The sequence below is a fragment of the Photobacterium proteolyticum genome, assembly GCF_001939735.1.
GTDB lineage: Bacteria > Pseudomonadota > Gammaproteobacteria > Enterobacterales > Vibrionaceae > Photobacterium > Photobacterium proteolyticum.
In genome coordinates this window covers 120,153-139,695 of sequence record NZ_MJIL01000085.1, presented here as the reverse complement: position 1 = coordinate 139,695, position 19,543 = coordinate 120,153, and the positions used below count along the sequence as shown (strand labels likewise).

The following is a 19,543-nucleotide window of genomic DNA, read 5'->3' as shown; positions in this document are numbered from 1 at the left end:
CTGAGATGCAGTCAGTTCAAGGTGCAGGACTTTTGGAACCACAACAGGAAAGTCCTAAATTAAATTATCGCAAGTGGCTGAAATGGTCGCTTCTGGGCATGATCGGTGCAGTTAATGGTTATGCTACCGTATTAATGTATGCACAAGGTGAAATGCCTTTTGCACTTCTTACCGTTGTCCTAACCGCACTTGCTCTTTATATTTTTGGAAGCAACAAAACATACGCCCACCGTTACATCTTCCCTGGTATTGCAGGGATGCTTATTTTCATTATTTTCCCATTGGTGTATACCGTTGGGCTTGCTTTTACCAACTACAGTGCATCGAACCAGCTATCGCTGGAAAGAACACAGGCTGTTCTGGAGCAGAGAAGCTTCCAGTCTGGTGAAAGTTACCGCTTTGATTTGTATAAAGTAGATAACGGCCACCAGTTGGTAATCAATGCGAACGGTGAACTGCTGGCTTCTGATGTTTTCGACCTTGCCGCTCCGACAGAGGACGCGATGAGCCTGCGCGCTGTTGACAGCGTTCAGGGCGAGAAAGAGAAGATCAAGGCGATCGTTCAAAACCGTGCAAACTTATCAAAAGTTGAACTGGTTATGCCAAGCGGCCATGAGATCAGAATGAGCGGCTTGCGTAAGTTTGCAGCCGATACTCCTCTGTTTACTCTGCAGGAAGACGGGCTGACCATGCTGAACAATCAAACTCAGCAACTGTATAAGCCGAATATGGAGGTAGGTTTCTATCAGCCTGTAGACGCTGACGGTAACTTTGTTGGTAAGACAATCTCTCCGGGATTCGCTGTCGGTGTTGGTATGGCTAACTTCGAAAGAGTGGTGACCGATGACGGTATTAAAGAACCTTTTATCGGTATCTTTATCTGGACTGTTGTTTTTGCTTTCCTGGCTGTCGCATTAACACTGGCTTTAGGTATGGTGCTAGCGTGTCTTGTTCAGTGGGAGCCACTGAAAGGCAGCAGCATTTATCGTGTACTTCTTATTCTTCCTTATGCGGTACCAGCGTTCATTTCCATTCTGATATTTAAAGGTTTATTTAACCAAAGCTTTGGTGAGATAAACTTGTTCCTAGAAGCTATATTCGGTATTAAGCCATCGTGGTTCTCTGACCCTATTATGGCAAGAGTCATGGTGGTGCTGGTGAACACCTGGTTGGGTTTCCCTTACATGATGATCTTGTGTATGGGCTTGTTGAAATCCATTCCGTCTGATTTATACGAGGCCTCTGCGATTGATGGTGCCGGTCCGATCCAGAACTTCTTCAACATTACACTACCTATGTTGATCAAGCCGTTGACACCGCTGCTTATTGCCAGCTTCGCATTCAACTTCAATAACTTTGTAATGATTCAGCTACTGACTGCTGGTGGTCCGAATATGGTGGGTACTTCAGAGCCTGCCGGATACACGGATCTGCTCGTAAGTTATACCTATCGTATCGCTTTCGAAGGCGGCGGCGGTCAGGACTTTGGTCTTGCTGGTGCAATCGCGACAATTATTTTCTTACTGGTGGGTGGTATGGCACTACTAAACCTTCGATTCACTAAGCTTTCACAGGACTAAGGAGAGACGTTATGGCTATGGTTCCATCTAAGTCATTGAAGTACCGGGTATGGGCAACACATATCGGCTTATGTATTTTCTTATCAATGATTATTTTTCCGTTGTTAATGATCATTGCGATCTCCTTCCGTGAGGGTAACTTTGCCGGTGGTGAGATAATTCCAACTCATCCAACATTGGATCACTGGCGTCTGGCATTAGGTTTTTCGGTAACTAACAGTGATGGTTCGGTAACACCACCGCCATTCCCTGTACTGCTGTGGCTGTGGAATACGGTGAAAGTTGCTGGTATTACCTCAATTATCATTGTTGCACTCTCGACAACCAGTGCTTATGCGTTTGCCCGTATGCGCTTTAAAGGTAAAGATACGATCCTTAAAGGGATGATGATTTTCCAGATGTTCCCGGCAGTTCTGGCTCTGGTTGCGCTATATGCACTGTTTGACCGTTTAGGCCAGTACATTCCGTTCATGGGACTGAACACGCATGGTGGCTTGATTTTCTCTTACTTAGGGGGTATCGCGCTTCACGTATGGACTATCAAGGGTTACTTTGAAACGATTGATGTATCACTTGAAGAAGCGGCTGCACTTGATGGCGCAACGCCTTGGCAAGCATTCCGTTATGTTCTGCTTCCACTATCAGTGCCAATTCTAGCGGTAGTTTTCATTCTGTCGTTCATCGGTCTGGTTGGAGAAGTGCCTGTAGCATCGTTGCTACTAACAGATGTGGATAATTACACACTGGCAGTAGGTATGCAGCAGTACCTGTATCCTCAGAACTACCTGTGGGGTGATTTCGCAGCAGCTGCGGTACTATCAGCCATTCCTATTACCATCGTGTTCTTGCTGGCACAGAAGTTCCTTGTAGGTGGCTTGACGGCTGGTGGCGTGAAAGGCTAACTGGTTATCACTTCAACACAAAAGGCTTGTCTTCGGACAAGCCTTTTTTTTATAACGACAATGTTCGCTCCTTTCTCTCTCGGTGAATGACGCTTGCTCAGACTTTGTTCGGCTCGGAAGATAAATCGTTTGTCGATATTTCACGAGATACCTGGAATACAGACTTAATATGCAATTGGTATGGCTGGTGTATTTGTCTTGTTGTCTGAAGTTGAAATAAATTAATCTGTAATAGTATCAATACAGCGACTAATTGCTGGCTGTAAAGCTGTAGAAGTTAAAAATATCTCATACGGTATTTTGGATGAATAAGCCGATAACTTTGAAGGATATAGGGTAAGTCTCAATTCACTGCTTTTTTAGTTTTAAAGGGTCAGATTGGCTGCTACTATAATGCGCATAGGGTATTAATTGTCCTCGTGAGCTTATTGTCAGTTATTGGGGTGGGCTCAGGTGATACATTTCACGGGAAGCATTGAGATGAAAGTGCTTTCTGGTAAGTATTAAGAATAACAATAACGCTCATTTTGCTTATGGTGAGCGGCTCCCAAGTACAGTTCCTGACAATGGTTTGGCCGCCGATCTGTTAGGGCTCTCTGTACTTAACCTTATATTGGCGTTGCTGCATAGCTGGACTTACTCTTCTGCTAGCAATAGGAAAGGATAAGTTTTATTGGTAACCGATACCCGATGATTTCATCGGGTTTTTTATTTCTGGTGAAAAGGTTGTTACTGACTGACTTTATTGCGGCCTGATTTTTTTGCTTTATACAGTGCCTCATCGGCAGCCTTAAGAACCGCGGCAGGGTTGTGATCGGGAAAGCTGTCGGCAAGGCCGATACTCACTGTAACGGTAACCGTTTTCTGTTTAGACTGCTTTTTCCGCATTTTTGCGCCTTTCTGGTTGCTTGAAGGGCGATCATCGTATTGACGAATGGCCATCTCATAGTTGGCAATATCTTGCCTGAGCTGATCGAGATGATCGATGCACTCGCTGCTTTCTTTCCCTTTAAATAACACTGTGAACTCTTCTCCGCCGTAGCGGAATACCTCGGCGCCGCCTCTTACTCGCTGCATAAACTGGGCAACTAGCCGTAATACATCGTCACCTGTTTTGTGTCCGTGTGTGTCATTGAATGTCTTAAAGTGGTCAACATCAAGCATGGCCAGCGTATAGGTTCGACCTAGGTGCTTAAGCTCCGTTTCTAGCGCACGGCGGCCAGGGATCCCCGTTAACGGATCGACATAGGCCAGTTCATGGCTACAGGTAATGAGGTTAAGCAGCAGCAGTACTGCTGCGACCGAGAAGGCCGTTGATGATATCAAGTCCTGGTCAAACGCACTGAATGTAATACCGGCAAACAGCAGGCTGGTAAAGATGGCCTGATCGTAGCCATGATTGCGCTTGAGGATTGCCGATGCACAGGCTAATCCGATACTCAGATACAGCAGGATCAGTAATACTGGAAGAGGGGAGATATCTGGCAGTGCATAGAGGTAGCTATCCCATAGTCCGCTGAGGTCCTGCTCGGCAAAATGATTGACAACCAATGCCCCCCAGGCAAGCTGGCAGACGAGAAAGATTAGGTAGCCCGTGCCAAAGCGGGAAAACAGACGTCGTTCTGGAAGTAGGTGAAGCTGTAGCAGATTTAACGGTAACAGGGTGGCCAACAATACATAGATAATATGTGTCTGATTATCTGAAAGTGGAGACTGCAGGTAGTTCTGGATGATGTAAAAGGCCACTATCATCAGCAAGGCTGTCAGCGCTGTTTTTCCCTGATTGAAGGGCTGACTCAAAAGAATAACGAGGCTTAGCAATACGTAAGGCAGTACCAGCAATAACCCGCGGTAAGGGGAAAAGCTGATTAGCACTGGCTCTAATGAGAATATCATTAAAACAGCAAGTATTAACGGTAACCCGAAGCGAACGCCTGCGCTTCTAAATATTGCAAATGAAATCGATGGCATTACAACCTGTTTCTCTAATTAGGGCACATTATCACGAATCGAATAATCATCGTCCTTTGGTCAGAAAGTCTGGCTCACTGAACAAATAGCAGAATATGAGCCCTTATCTTTCTGGCAAGGGAGTTCCCTTAACTCCCTTGGTTATCTATTTATCGTAACTAAATAGAATTACTTGATAAGAAAAGGAAATAATTTTCGAATCTGTTCCGGGGACAAACCTTCTACGCATTCAATATTTCGTTCCGGTATACCTTCCGGATCCGGGTAGTGCTTCAGCACTTTTTCCATGCTGGCTTCACGGATCAGGTGAAAGATCGGATAAGGAGAGCGATTGGTAAGGTTTTCGGCATCGTCTGGCTGAGTTCCATGGAAACAATAGTCTGGATGGAAGCTAGCAATTTGATAGGTCCCTTCTTTTCCTGTCTGGATGATCAGGGCGTCGACCAGATTGAGAAACTGGTTGTAGTCATCAAAATGTTCAAACAGGTTTGGGGCTGCAACCAGCGTGGTTTCAAGCTCTTCGGGCGATGTGTCGTCCAGGATGACGATCTGCTGGTAGATATCTTCCAGTAGCTGCTCTTCTGATTTGGTTTCGCAAACATGGATCTTGATCTGCTTGTTGCGGTTTGGCTTGGCGGCAAAAGGACATAGATTGAGGCCAATGACTACGTCTTCCAGCCATTGTTGAACATGTTGAATAACGTTTGATTTAACTGCGTCTGACATTGCTGACTCGATGTACTGCTTAAAATAATTATTGGCTAAGAGTAACAAGATTGAGCCAGAAAGAAAGCGGTATAGGGAGGCGGCTTGGGTGTAAGTATGAAAAAGGGTCAGTAACGACTGACCCTTTGCATGATGAAAAAGGAATTAGGCTTTTTCTTCCGACGGCTGAACAGTGTTCTCGCCTTCGGCAACTGGAGCCGGGAACTCTTTCAGCGGCTTGGCAACCAGCTGGCGGGTTACACTACGCACTTCTGTCAGTTTCACTTCGAAAGAGTCACCGAGCTGATACTCTTTGACCTTATCGATGTTGATGATACCCAGATCACTGTTACATTCTATTCGCTGCTTGTTATCGAGGATAAGCGGAGCCGGGATGAATGCTGCCGCACCGTTCTCCAACAAGCGTACGCGCATACCGGCGCGGTTGATGTCAAAGATTTCGGCGGTAAAGACGGTTTCTTCCTTCACTGCATCCTTAAGCAGGCGTACGTATAGCCAATCAGAGACATCACGCTCGGCCATGCGATGGCGGCGGCGGTGAGTGGCAATCTCTTCTCCAACAGAGTCATCCGGGGTCTGAGTCGGCTCGGCACCCGAAATAACCGCTTTAAGTAGGCGATGGTTAATCATGTCACCGTACTTACGGATTGGGGATGTCCATGTCGCGTACACATCGAGTCCCATTGCATAATGAGGAGCTGGCTTGTTGCCTACTTCGCTGTATGCCTGGAACTTGCGAAGGCGGTTATCGAGATACATAGTCTCCTGGGCATTTAACCAGCGACGCAGGGCACTGAAACCGTCTAGCGAAGTCAGTTCTTCTTTCTCGAATGGCGCTTCTGCGTTTTGCAGGAAGTCCATTGCGGTATCCAGTTTTTCAGGATTGAAGCCATTGTGGTAGTTGAAGACACCCATGCCGAACTTCTCTTGCAGCACACGACCTGCACAAATATTCGCCGTGATCATCGCTTCTTCGATCATACGGTTTGCGGTACGACGAGGATCGGTGTGAATCGCAACTACGTCGTTATCTTCGCTAAGCTCAAAGCGATAATCCGGACGATCCGGAAAGACAACGGCGTTGTTGGCCCGCCACTCGCTGCGCGCATTGGCAAAGCCATGCAGTGCATCGACCTGCTCCGCGATGACAGCGTTTGGTGCCCAGTCCTCGCACTGACCGTGTTCGATCAGATCTGATACCTTGTCATAAGCCAATCGAGCCTGAGACTTAATCCATGCCGCAAAGAAGGCAATATCGTCTTGGATAACACCATCTGCATTAATGGTTACACGGCAGCAGATCGCCGGTCGTTTCTCGTTTTCAATCAACGAACAGAGTTCGTCACTCAGCTCCCTTGGAAGCATCGGGATGTTTCGACCCGGCAGGTAGATGGTAAAGCCGCGCTGGCGTGCCTCGTCATCCATTTTATCGCCAACAGCGATGTAAGATGTCGGATCGGCAATAGCAATCGTGATCTCATAGCTGCCATCATCTTTGGCGATAGTATAGAGGGCATCATCCATATCTTTGGTGGATTCACCATCGATAGTAATGAAAGGCAGATCAGTAAGGTCTCGGCGTTCCAGCTCTTCTTCGAGCATGCTCCAGCTGTCTTGAGGGGCTGGCTCTGCGTTTGGTAGCTCATGGCGGGCTAGTGTTACCCACCACGGCGCAATTTTGTCATTGCTGTCTGTGATTTTTTCTTGGATTTCACAAAAGAACGTTTTGTTGTCGCCAACCAGTGGGTGGCGAGTCAAGTTAGCGACAACCCAGTCACCTTCTTTCAATAGTTCTGGATTTAGGCCTTTGATAGCGCGTGCTTTGATCGCATCTTTTAGTTGCGGGTGATCCGGTATCACATTCAGGCGGTCGCGGATCAGTTTTACACGGCCAATAAAGCGAGTCATGAACTGTTCAACCAGTTCCTGAGGCTCAGCAACTTCCCGCTCTTTTTCAGTACGGATTACTGCCACAACACGGTCGCCGTGCATGACATTTTTCATATAAGTTGGCGGAATGAAGAAGCTTTCTTTGTTGTCTGTTTCCAGGAAGCCAAAGCCACGGTCTGTTGCTTTGATATTGCCCTCTTTTTTTGGAAGGGTTTCCTGAATTTGTTTTTTAAGCTGTGCTAATAATGGATTGTCTTGAAACATTATGCCCGGTCTCAGATTGTGAACGAACACACTATAAGGCCTTCATGCGTTAAAACCAAGCGCTATACCTGCCACGCTCCTACCAAAGACTGCATTTCGTGAAAGATTTAACGGGCTTGTGGCTGCAAGAACATTCACTCTGCCTACTCTCCACAGAGAGTTAGGAGATTTCTGGAAATGTATGACTAATGATCCAAAATTTGGGGTGAAACTGACTGTTTTGATATAGGCCGAAGGATAATTAGACTAATGGGCTGATATTCGGTTGGTTCTAAGTGTATCTAGTCACAGTCTTGGAAATAATGGTTACACCATTTGTGACTTTCTGGTAATTAAGGTACTTGTTATAAAGAAAAGATGTGTTCAGCACACCAGTCACCCGAGGAAGGTTCGCGTAGTTATGGTTGTAAGAGTGAAAAAGACATTTGATCAGCTCGTGGATGTGCTGGCTCGTGAGGCAGACATGGAGCAGTGGTGCCGATGTTTGTTATCGGCCTTAAGCCGTGAGCTTAAGTTTAGCTATCTTACACTGATGGTCGAGCAAAATTACCAGACAAAAGTGCTGTCGAGCTTAGTGGATGAAGATTTTAAGTACTACTTCACCACGCTTTCCCTTGAGGACTACAACGGAGTACCGACAAAGCTGCTGAAACAGGCCAAAGATAAAGGGCGTTTTGTCAGCGCGTATGTGGATAAGCCGTATAAAGCGTTCTGGCAAGAAAGTGATAGTGAATGGTTTCAGCTGCTATTGCCGATCACGATGCATGGCAGCAACATTGGGTTTATCTATGCAGAGACTCAGGAACCCCACTTTTTCGAAGCGGGTGAAGAATACCTCAATAACCTGTTGCTAATACTCGCATCAGATATTAGTGCCCGCGTGTTGCGAAAGGAGTCGCTCGATCACCACCTGACCCGGCGTAGTGTTGAAGCCGAGCTGGAGGTTCGCAAACACTCAATCAGTGAATACTTGTCATTATTGAGACGCTTGCAAGAGCTGACACTGGCCTTGTCGAAAGCGAGCGATCTCGACCAGCTCTATCACGATGCCATTTTGCTAGGAAGAAAGAACCTGGCCATTGACCGGATGGCGATCTTCCTGACTGACTTTAGCAAGAACACGATGCAGGGAACTTACGGTACGGATCCGGACGGTAATCTTGTGCAGCGTTCTGATTTTACCAGCCCCATTCCTGACCATCCATTGGTGAATGAAGCGCTGAGCCGTAAAGATCATGTCGTTGTAAAAGAAAATGCACCCCTCTATTTTGGTACCAAGCAGGTTGGCACTGGCTGGAATGCAATGATCGCGATGTGGAATGGTGATGAGTGCATCGGCTGGCTGGCGGCAGACAACCTGATAAACCAGCGTGGGTTAACTGAGCACCAAAAAGAGATACTCAAATTGTTTGGTGTTGCATTGGGACAGCAAATAGTTATCAAGCGCAACCATGAGCAACTCACCAGCCTTAATGCTCAGCTGGAAGAGCGGGTGTTAAAGCGAACAACCGAGCTGCGGGAAACCAACCGGGCACTTGGCGATGTCAACCGGCGCTTGGAGCAATGGTCGATGCAGGATGGATTGACAGGCGTTGCCAACCGGCGCCTGTTTGATTTGACGCTGGCTCGCGACTGGAAAAAAGCCCTTGAGAATCAGGAGCCACTCAGTTTGATCATGATAGATGTCGATCATTTCAAGCTATTTAATGATACTTACGGACATCTGGAAGGGGATCATTGCTTAAGAAAAATCGCGATTTCTTTGGAAAAACTGGTGGAAGCGTATAAAAAATCACTCTTTACTCGCTATGGTGGTGAGGAGTTCGCCTGTTTGTTGCCAAACACGGATACACAAAGAGCGAGGGCTGTCGCTGCTGAGCTGCAGGCGGCTGTTGGTCAGTTGGCACTTACCCATGAAGGCGTTGAAAAAGGGAAGGTAACAATCAGTCTTGGTTATCATACGCTCACTCCAGATGGTTTATCCGAGGCTGACAGATTGATTGAGGGAGCTGATCGCGCCTTATATATGGCCAAGAAATGCGGCAGAGATCAGTTTTATCAATGGGATGAACAAAATGTAGACCCTAAATAATGTGAAACATGTTTAACTGACAAGCTTATTGTTCAATAAATAGGTTTTTGAAAGTTAATTTGTGACAACGCTCAATTTTTTCTGGCATTTTATCGAGTAATAGCGCACAATGCGCGCCTCAAATCGTCGAGGCCCATGCTTGTGGTTGCTGTTGCAGAACCGTTTAAAGTTAAAGGGGCCCCGCTTAAAGTTAGATTACATATTGGGATCCCAATGCAAGAATCTGTTACAGAATTTCGCCAGTTAGAACTGGCCGACACACTACTATCCGCACTTGACTCAATGGGCTTCGTTGCGCCGACCCCTATTCAGGCGGCGTCAATTCCTCTTCTACTTACTGGTACCGATGCGCTAGGTAAAGCTCAGACAGGTACTGGTAAAACAGCAGCGTTCTCTCTACCGCTTCTGAACAAGCTTGACCTAGGTCAGCACAAACCACAGGCAATCGTTATGGCTCCGACCCGTGAGCTTGCGATCCAGGTGGCTGCAGAAATTAAAACGCTAGGTCAGAACATCAAGGGCCTTAAGGTACTGGAAATCTACGGTGGTGCATCTATCGTTGATCAGATGCGTGCGCTTAAGTCTGGTGCTCACATCGTTGTTGGTACTCCAGGTCGTGTAAAAGATCTAATCACTCGTGACCGTCTGCACCTTGATGAAGTACACACTTTTGTACTTGATGAAGCTGATGAAATGCTAAAAATGGGTTTCGTTGACGACGTTACCTGGATCATGGAGCAAGCACCAGAGTCAGCACAGCGCGTACTGTTCTCTGCAACTATGCCTCCAATGGTTAAAGAGATTGTTGACCGTTTCCTTCGTAGCCCGGCTCGTATCGACGTTGCAGGTGAAAACCGTACTGTTTCTCAGGTAGAGCAGCAGTTCTGGGTAGTGAAAGGTGTCGAGAAAGACGAAGCAATGAGCCGTCTTCTTGAAACTCAAGAAACTGATGCGTCAATCGTATTCGTACGTACTCGTCAAGATACCGAGCGCTTGGCTGACTGGCTATCTGCTCGCGGCTTCAAAGCGGCTGCACTACACGGTGATATCCCTCAGTCGCTACGTGAGCGTACTGTTGATCATATCAAGAAAGGCGTTATCGATATCCTGGTTGCAACTGATGTTGTCGCTCGTGGTCTTGATGTGCCGCGTATTACGCACGTATTCAACTACGATATTCCGTTCGACGTTGAGTCGTATATTCACCGTATCGGTCGTACCGGTCGTGCTGGACGTACAGGTAAAGCTATTTTGCTTGTTCGTACAAACCAGATCCGTATGCTGCGCACTATCGAGCGCGTAACTAAATCTCGCATGGAAGAAATTCAGCTTCCACTACGTGATGCTGTTGCCGAAGCTCGTCTGAACCGTCTTGGTCAGGAGCTTGCTGCTCAGAAAGAGCAAACAAGTGTAGAAGCGTTCGTTGAGCTTGTAGAAAAGCTACAAGAAACAATTGAAGTTGATGCGGCAACGCTAGCGGCTATGCTGCTTCAGCGCCAGCAGGGTAACCGTCCACTGTTCTACAAAGGTCCGGATCCAATGATTGCTGCTATCGAGCGTGACAAGCAGCGTCGTGAGCGTCGTCGTGACGACCGAGGTGGAGAGCGTGGTGAGCGTCGTGAACGTCGTTCTTACAACAATGCTGACTGGGATACTTACCAGCTTCAGGTTGGCCGTGAGCAAGGTGTACAGGTTAAAGATATCGTTGGTGCTATTGCGAACGAACTAGGCCTGAGCAAAGAGTTCATCGGTGCTATCAAGCTAGCGCCAGAGCACACTTATGTTCAGCTTCCTAAGAAGATGACAGCAGAAGTATCTGCACAGCTTAAGAAGCTACGCATTCGCCAAAACGACGTGAAAGCTGTTGTTGTCGAAGGCGAGGTACTTCGTGAGCACCGTCGTGGTGGCGGTGGTGGTCGTGACGGCAATCGTGGTGGCTACCGTGGCAACCGTGATGGCAACCGTGAAGGTGGTCGTGGTCGTCGTGATGGCGAGCGTCGCTTTGATCGCAACCGTGGTGGCGACAACCGTGGCAGCTACCGTGGTGAACGCAACCATGGTTCAGCAGACCGTCCACGCCGTGACCGTAAGCCTCGCTACGAAGCTTAATCACTAGCGTATTAAAGAAAACCGGGCTTTTGCCCGGTTTTTTTGTATATGTGGTAAATGAAAGTGTCAGTTTCCCTTTGCCAATGCTTGGATATAGATATATTTCAGACGACATTCTTGACGCTTTAATTCCCTGATTGTTACGAGTTGATGAGAATAACAATAAAATATTGTTGTTTTGATTGTTTGCTAATTGTATGCAGTTAATTAGCAATAATTATAGCTTATCAACAAGTTTCACTGTTTGCATGAAATGACTCGCAAATACATAAAACTGTCAAATCAATCGATAGTGAAATGTGCATAATTGAATGCTCATACGGATTATATTTAACGTTGGGGGAGCCATGAAAGTTAAAGAATTCATTCAGACATTATTAGGCATGAGAGGTTTTCAGCCGGAACAAACAACGTGGGAAGAACAATATAAAAATAACCAGTGGAATCACCTTCATCAATTAGATGAGTTAGCACACTACAATGTTATTCGTGGTTATATAAATTTCTTTAAACCTAACGCTGATATTTTAGATGTAGGTTGTGGTGAAGGTGTCCTTAATCGTGAGCTGAGCTCGTCGGACTATAATTATTATAAGGGTATTGATTTTTCTGATACGGCAATAGAGAACGCCAGGTCTAAGAGGGAAGATGAGAAAACCTTCTTTGAGCAAGCCGATGCGCATGCCTACCAGCCGGATAGGAAGTACGACTGTATTGTGTTTTGTGAGAGCCTTAACTGCATAAATAATCCAGAAAAGCTGGTTGAACGCTTGAAAGAATACTTAAAGCCAAATGGAATTGTAATCATATCATTGTTCAAGCAACTTTGGATTGACAAAATAATGTGGAACAAGGTTCAAACCAGTTTTGAAATTATCGATAAAACTACAGTTAAAAATGGGAAGGGAAGTGCTTGGCAATGCAAAGTGTTAAGGCCTATTAATAATAGCTAAAACGTTATGGCTTCGTGCTTATCTTATATTCGTATTGAATGAGGGCGTTTAAGTTTATCTGTTGCGAGGCCATTATATTCTTTTTAATAATAACTATTAATTGCTTGATGGTATTTCTAAAGTAGTGGTATTGGCGTTAATAGTTAATTTCCGGTAAAGGTAATAAAGGGAGTTAACGTGAGTAAGTCGGAATTATCCAATATCAATGAATATCACCTTGATGGTGATGTCTTTCTTTTGCATCCAGCTCAAGAGACGGTTTATTTTGATCAGCAACTTCACCCTGATAACCCAATGTACAACATCGGTGGATATCAGGTAATAGAAAACGCCTATGACCTTAAAACAATGCGTCAGGCATGGCAGTACCTCTATGAGAAAGTAGATGCGCTGAGGTATTCATTGACTTCAGGCGATGATCACTTACCCCGCCAATATATCCTGGATCCTTCGTCGGACCGTGTTGCTGTGGAGTACTATGATTTCTCAGGATCGTCATCACCACATGATTGTGCCGTACACTGGGTCCGTGAGCAGTTCGACACGCCTATGGATGTTATTCATGGTGAAAGGCATCAAGTTGCCTTACTGAAAGTTGAAGAAAAGAGATACTACTTAGTGTTGCGGTTTCATCACCTCTTTATCGACGGGCTAGGCGTCTACCGCCTGTTCGAGTGGTTCCACCAGGTTTACGATTGTCTTCGTCACGATAAGTCGCTTTTATGGCTGGATTACCTGCCTCAATACCGTGAGCAAGTCATCAGTATGCGGGAGTTTCTGGGTTCTTCACGCTATCAAAGGAGCAAGGAATACTGGCAGCGATTGTTAGATAGCAACGAAGTGACTCGCCTTCCCCGGTATTATCAAGAAGCGGGTAGCGGCGAGTCTCGCTGTGAATTGGCCGCCTGCCTGTCCCGTCAACTGGAACACTATTGTGATGACCAGGGCATTAGTCTGCTGGCTTTGTTAACTGGGGTTGTGAGTATTTATTTCGGGCGAACACTCGGAAAAGAAGATGTTGTGTTGGGCACTGCAGTCCATGGCCGTACCAATAAAAAGAGTCAGCAAGTGATTGGGATGTTTTCGAATATTATTCCGATGGTTTGCAATATTTTGCCGGGAGAGCGCTTTAATGACTATGCCCGTCAGGTCGCCGGACAATTAACCAGAAGTTTTCGCCACAGCCGTTTCCCGGCTAGCCATATAGCCCGCCTGTCAGATAATGAAGGGGGACACCTGTCAGACATTCATGTGCTATATGAAAAGTTTGAAAACAGCCCTCAGGGCAGCAATGCCCCTCACGGCGCGGTTCCCATCCCTGATACTGACCACGAGATGGATATTATTTCGATAAGTAGCCGGTACGATATTCAGCCACTGCAAATTCGGTTAATAGATTTTCAGAGTAATCAGAAGCTTGCCTTAAGGATTAACTACCTCAACCAATGTTTTGATCATCAGGAGATAGCCCAGTTTATCTCCAGAGTGATCAACATGCTTAAAGTCGTCGTGGCTGACGAAAATGTCAGGGTTGATGATATACCTTTGCTACTCAATTCTGATACTGAATTTGAGCTCAACAAACAGCCGTTGGTAACGGGTGCATTGCATCAGTATTACTGTCTGCACCAGCTTGTCGAGTGTCATGCGAAGGCGACGCCAACGAATACAGCTTTGATTGTTGAGGGGGAGCGCCTTTCATATGATGAGTTGAATAAAAAAGCCAATCATTTGGCAAGACGGATCAGAGATACGTATCAAGCCGCAGGCGAACCACTATCCCCCGATACCTTGATAGGCCTCTGCATTGAGCGCAGTATCGATATGGTAGTGAGTATGCTGGCTGTGCTCAAGGCCGGCGGTGCCTATTTGCCAATCGACCCCAAAGCGCCGGTTGAGCGTACCCAGTTCATGCTCGAAGATGCCCGGACCGCCCTGGTATTAACCCAGCGAAGCCAGTTTGGCAGACTGGATGGTATCATTTCTTCGCTTAATCACCCGCCGCTGCTGATTGCGGTTGATGACGGCACGGGCTGTGAATTTTCCGATGATAATTTATCTTCTAAGGTCAACAGCTCTCATCTTGCTTACGTTATTTATACCTCAGGTACCACAGGGCAACCAAAAGGCGTGTTGCAGACCCATCAGAATGTTCTGCGCTTGTTTGAAGCAACAAGAAATGACTACCAGTTCAATGCAGATGATGTCTGGGTTTTATATCATGCCTACACGTTTGACTTCAGCGTTTGGGAGCTCTGGGGGGCGTTATTAAACGGCGGGGCCCTGTTCATTCCAACGGCAGATACGGTTCGCGATTTACCGGCTTTTATTGAGGCCTGTGCGCAGTATCGGGTGTCGGTCCTTAACCAGACGCCAGCTGCTTTTTACTCATTTGCCGGGCAGGTAACGCGGTCTAGCCTACTGTGGCCACAACTGCGGTATGTGATTTTTGGCGGAGATAAGCTCAACCTTGCACAGTTAGTCCCGTGGTGGCGGCAATACGGCGACAAGCACCCACAGCTCGTCAATATGTATGGTATTACCGAAACGACCGTTCATGTTACCTATAAACCACTGCGTTTAAGCGATGTTCACGGGGTATCACACATTGGCCGCCCGCTCCTGGATATGCGTTGTTATGTCCTTGATGAGAACTTGCAGCCCGTACCGCCGGGTACGCCGGGTGAGCTCTATGTTGGCGGAGCCGGTTTGGCCAGAGGTTACCTGAACCGGCCGACGTTAACGGCCGAGCGGTTTGTCGATAATCCATACGCAACCGAGTATGACCGTCGTTTGGGCTATGATCGGCTCTATAAATCGGGCGATCTGGTGCGTAGACTCTCTGACGGCAATCTTGCGTATCTGGGGCGAAATGATTTTCAGGTGAAAATCCGAGGATACCGTATTGAGCTGGGAGAGGTTGAGGCGGCTCTGGTCGCTTTGCCGGAGATCTCGCAGGCGGTGGTTATCGACCGTGAACGTGACGGGCACAAATATCTGGCGGCCTATTTGGTCTCTGAGCCTTCGTGTTTACTGAACGCTGTTGAGCTGCAAGATACGTTGGCCACTGTACTTCCCGACTATATGATACCGGCCACTTTCTCTGTTATTGATGATATTCCGCTTACTCAAAACGGTAAGCTTGACCGGCAACGTTTACCAGAGCCTGAGTTTATTGATAAGGACAGTTATCTGGCTCCCCGCTCGATGCTGGAAGATCAGCTATGCAGAATCTTCCAGCAAGTGTTAGGCATGGAAAGAATAGGTATACGGGACAATTTCTTTCATATCGGCGGAGATTCGATTATCGCTATCGAGCTGGTTTCGGTGATCCGCCGGGAAGGATTACGCGTAACCACTAAGGATATTTTTGATGCACCTACCATCGCCCAGCTTGCAGTGAGGATCTGTCGAAGTGATATTGAGAGTGATGTGCTTACTGAGCAGGGTGAGCTTGTAGGTGAATTTGGCCTGCTGCCTATTCAGCAGCAGTTTTTCGACAAATCGCTAGCCAGCCCACATCACTGGAATCAGGCATTTATCGTTGATATTCCGACAGCGATTGAGGATACAGTGCTCGCTCAAGTGATCGACAGGTTAATTGCCCAGCATGATGTGTTGCGATGCCGCTTTAATCCAGGTATCGATGGAACCTATCGGCAAGCCTTTTTGCCGGTGTCCGAGGTGGTGGTGACGGCTTTCAAAATAGACACATCATCGCTTAGTGATGATGATCTAGACGACAAGCTCACCGGAATTCAAAGTAAACTGAATTATTCGACCGGTCCGTTATGGCAGGTTGCTCATATAACGGGATGCAGCGATGGAGTAAACCGGTTATGGTTTGCCTTCCACCATCTCATCATTGATGCGGTGTCCTGGCGTATTCTGGTTGATGATATTCGATATCTGTTAAGCGGAGGGCTGCTTGGGGATAAAACAAGTAGCTATCGCCAGTGGGTTGCAGCCATAGGCGATTATGCTAATCACCATCAGGGTGAGCTACCTTACTGGCAATCAGTATTGGATGATCAAGTTCTGAGAGCCGTATCGGACAAGAGTTGCCAATATAGGTTGTTTCTTTCTAAAGATATAACAGGGGCTTTGCTGAGAGAGGCAAATTCCGGTTATAAGACAGAAATCAATGATCTCCTGTTGAGTGCATTAGCCATAGCGCTGAACCATGTTTTCAAAACTCCTGTCAGTCATATTGTCCTTGAAGCTCACGGTCGGGAAGGGATTGATACCTCTCTGGATGTGAGTCGAACGTTAGGGTGGTTTACGACGCTCTATCCTGTACGCTTGAAGGATGAAGGTGATATAGGGGCCACGATTACTGGGATCAAGCAGATGCTAAGAGCGATCCCGAATAAAGGCGTTGGCTACGGTGCTCTGTGGCAGAGTGGCAAAGACCTCGGCGGCCCACTGCCTGATATCAGCTTTAACTACTTTGGTCAGTTCAATAATCGCCAGAGCGATACTGGCAACGCCGGATGGACTATCCGCTCGGAAGGCTGTGGCCAGACAATTGCCAAAGTGAATCGTAAACCAGCCTTGCTGGATATTAACTGTGTGATAAGTGATGGTGTCCTCGAGTTTAGGATTGCGTCTGGTTTAGCTGACGGGCAAGGTGAGTGCTTTGTCCAAGCTCTGGAAAAGGCTTTGGTTGATGTTATTGAGCATGCAAAGTCAGTTGATTCGCCTTTGTCTGCTGACGATGAAGCGGATACTTGGTTGAGCGAAGGCTATAAGTTGCCTGGAAACCGCCAGTGGTATTTTCTGCGAACAAAGGAGTTAGAGTGCTGGGGGCCGTGTGCCCTTTTTGAGTTTAGTGGTAATGAGAACTATAGCCAGCAGATGCAACAGGCGGTAGAAGCGGTTGTGAATCATCATCAAGGTTTGAGGATTAATATTATCGATGATGGTGATAACCGGCTCGAAAGGGTAAGACCAAGTGCTCGCTTTGAATGTTTCGATTATTTAGATTGCGCGGCTATGTCAGAGGACGAATTTGAAAACGTGTTAGCGCAATGTCGGCATAGCCTCGATTTTTCTCAGTCATTGCTTCGCTTTCTGTATTGCGACCGCGGAGCGGACAGGCAGGATCAGCTTTATGTTGTTATTCATCATCTGACGATGGATCGCTATTCATTGGGCATTTTCTTCCGTGACCTGATAACTACCCTTGAGCGCATTACACAAGGCCAAGCGCCCGCCTTGAGTCGGGCAGGTTCAAGTTTCGGTGATTGGGTGGAAGAAAGTTCTCGCTGGTTAAGCAGCAATGAAGCAAGTGATAGTCTGCAATTTTGGCAGGCTAAGCTTGAGCAGCATGTTGTACCACTGCCAACCGATTACCCATTTAGCCATCAGGCAAACAATATAGGTACCCGCAGGGAGCTTGAGTTTATGCTGCCCAGAGAGGCAAGCAGAAGACTCAAGAAACGGGCGGCCTCTTACGGGCTTAATGAGTACTTCTTTGCGATTACGGCAATTATCAAGGGACTTTCCGAATGGTGTAGCGCAGGGCAAGTTTGTTTTGAGGAAGTGCTGGTCGGGAGAGAACATTTCGACAACTTGGATTTATCTGACACGGTAGGCTGGCTTAATGACTACCTGCCTATCTTTGTCACGCCAGATCCGGCTAAAACGGGTGTGGAGCTTGTACAGTCGGTTCGTGAGCAGGTAATGGCATGTAAGCAATTTGGCAAAGGGTTTAGCGAGATCAAGTATAATCGAGATACGCAGTCCGAGGGCGGCATTGCAGGGCTGATTCATCCTGAGATTGATATCAACGTCATTCCTGAAACTTTGTCGATTGATCAGAGCGTTTTGGAGCACCCTTTTATCAAGTTGGTCCGCTACGATGAAATGGTTGGCAAGGAAAGGGAAGCAATGCACAAACTGTCTTGTACTGTTTCTTTTGTCGATGGCAAACTCGTATTTACGTGGGAATATGGAGAGTTGATATATAACTCAGCAACGGTTGAAAAGTTAGCAGCGTCTTGCGCCGAGCATTTGCTGGCGCTGGTGGATTCAAGTTGTACCTAACGCGTTAGGGAGTGTTTATTATCCTACCCCTATTTGGCTACCAAAGTGGGTTGCTGGGTATGTTTATAAGCACTCCATTTTTTTTCCTTTTCGATTTCGCCAACTCGTTGGATGAGGTAATCCTTAAAGTTCGCACAGCGTGCTGGCATATATTTTCTTGGTTTGAAGTAAAGGTTCAGTTCAAATTCACTACTGACATAGTTTTTTAATACGGGAACCAAATTGCCTTTTGCTATCTCTGAACCTATCAGGCTATAAGGTAAATAGGCAATCCCGCCGTGGGCAAGAGCAATATTTTTCAACACTTCACTATCATCGGCTTCAACAGTCTGAGATATTTCGACTGAGTTATATTCACCGTCTTGTTCAAATATCCACTTGTTACCACCAACTAGGGTAGTCGCGTACAGGCACAGGTGTTGGGTAAGATCATTGGGTACCGTCGGCTCGCCAAATTGCTTGATATACTCCGGCGAGCAGCAGGCCGTCAGTGGCTCACGCAATAAGGAACGTTTTACCAGCAAACTGTCTTTGTCCTGAAAGCCGCGATAGGTCGCATTGGCTCGTATTGCAAAGTCGACATCATGGACGTGATCAACTTCAAAAGCGGTTTCGAGTACGACAAAGTTAACGAACGGATGTTCCTGCAGGTATTCACCGATGATTTGGCTCAAATAGTGCTTGGCAAACAAAGGGGTACTTGCAATTTTTATTGTTCCCTTATCGCCGTTGCTTAAGTTTTGGACTTCATTGAAAACATCATCAATTTCAGTATGAATAAGACTGAAGCGATCATAAAGGCGCTGACCTGCCTGTGTCGGGCTTATTTTTCTTGTCGTGCGCTTTAATAGGCTTACTCCCATATTCTCTTCAAGTTCGTTTAGCCAGCGACTGGCAGCTGATGCTGATATTCCATTTTTTTTGGCCGCTTCGCTGATGGAGCCTGAACGTATGACATGAAGAAAAAAGACAACCTTGTCTAACATTTCCTTTCCTGATTAATAATTA

Annotated in this window: 10 protein-coding genes; 6 read left to right on the top strand and 4 right to left on the bottom strand. The window is 46.7% G+C overall.

What is annotated here, in order from left to right; translation table 11 throughout:
• Nucleotides 1–5 precede the first annotated feature (5 nt).
• Nucleotides 6–1,580, top strand: a complete 1,575-nt coding sequence (gene malF, locus BIT28_RS17765) for a maltose ABC transporter permease MalF (protein WP_075766154.1) — start codon at nt 6–8, stop codon at nt 1,578–1,580.
• Nucleotides 1,581–1,591: 11 nt separating this feature from the next.
• A complete protein-coding gene (gene malG / locus BIT28_RS17760; RefSeq protein WP_075766152.1) occupies nt 1,592–2,482 on the top strand; it encodes a maltose ABC transporter permease MalG in 891 nt (296 codons plus the stop codon).
• 729 nt (nt 2,483–3,211) lie between these two features.
• On the opposite strand, the gene BIT28_RS17755 is transcribed toward malG, so the two are convergent.
• The 3 genes from BIT28_RS17755 to BIT28_RS17745 all read right to left on the bottom strand — a co-directional run bounded on the left by BIT28_RS17755 (nt 3,212) and on the right by BIT28_RS17745 (nt 7,333).
• Nucleotides 3,212–4,378 carry a GGDEF domain-containing protein gene (locus tag BIT28_RS17755; protein ID WP_245823748.1) on the bottom strand — a complete coding sequence of 389 codons (1,167 nt, stop codon included), beginning with the start codon at nt 4,376–4,378 and terminating at the stop codon, nt 3,212–3,214.
• Nucleotides 4,379–4,621: 243 nt separating this feature from the next.
• Entirely contained in the window at nt 4,622–5,179 is a 558-nt protein-coding gene (locus tag BIT28_RS17750) for a DUF1415 domain-containing protein (protein ID WP_075766148.1), read from the bottom strand.
• A gap of 144 nt (nt 5,180–5,323) precedes the next feature.
• Nucleotides 5,324–7,333, bottom strand: a complete 2,010-nt coding sequence (locus BIT28_RS17745; protein ID WP_075766146.1) for an exoribonuclease II — start codon at nt 7,331–7,333, stop codon at nt 5,324–5,326.
• A 412-nt stretch (nt 7,334–7,745) separates the two neighbouring features.
• Here BIT28_RS17745 and BIT28_RS17740 point away from each other — a divergent pair, with 412 nt between their 5' ends.
• The 4 genes from BIT28_RS17740 (at nt 7,746) to BIT28_RS17725 (ending at nt 18,535) form a co-directional block, all read left to right on the top strand.
• Nucleotides 7,746–9,425 (top strand): sensor domain-containing diguanylate cyclase, encoded by a 1,680-nt coding sequence (locus BIT28_RS17740; RefSeq protein ID WP_175577558.1) that lies wholly within the window; start codon nt 7,746–7,748, stop codon nt 9,423–9,425.
• 213 nt (nt 9,426–9,638) lie between these two features.
• On the top strand, nt 9,639–11,534 hold the full coding sequence (locus BIT28_RS17735; RefSeq protein ID WP_075766242.1) for a DEAD/DEAH box helicase: 1,896 nt from the start codon (nt 9,639–9,641) through the stop codon (nt 11,532–11,534).
• Between the two features lie 347 nt (nt 11,535–11,881).
• Nucleotides 11,882–12,487 carry a class I SAM-dependent methyltransferase gene (locus BIT28_RS17730; protein ID WP_175577557.1) on the top strand — a complete coding sequence of 202 codons (606 nt, stop codon included), beginning with the start codon at nt 11,882–11,884 and terminating at the stop codon, nt 12,485–12,487.
• 177 nt (nt 12,488–12,664) lie between these two features.
• On the top strand, nt 12,665–18,535 hold the full coding sequence (locus tag BIT28_RS17725) for a non-ribosomal peptide synthetase (protein WP_075766142.1): 5,871 nt from the start codon (nt 12,665–12,667) through the stop codon (nt 18,533–18,535).
• 29 nt (nt 18,536–18,564) lie between these two features.
• Here the strand turns inward: BIT28_RS17725 and BIT28_RS17720 are convergent, their stop codons facing one another.
• Nucleotides 18,565–19,521, bottom strand: a complete 957-nt coding sequence (locus BIT28_RS17720; RefSeq protein WP_075766140.1) for a LysR family transcriptional regulator — start codon at nt 19,519–19,521, stop codon at nt 18,565–18,567.
• Nucleotides 19,522–19,543 lie beyond the last annotated feature (22 nt).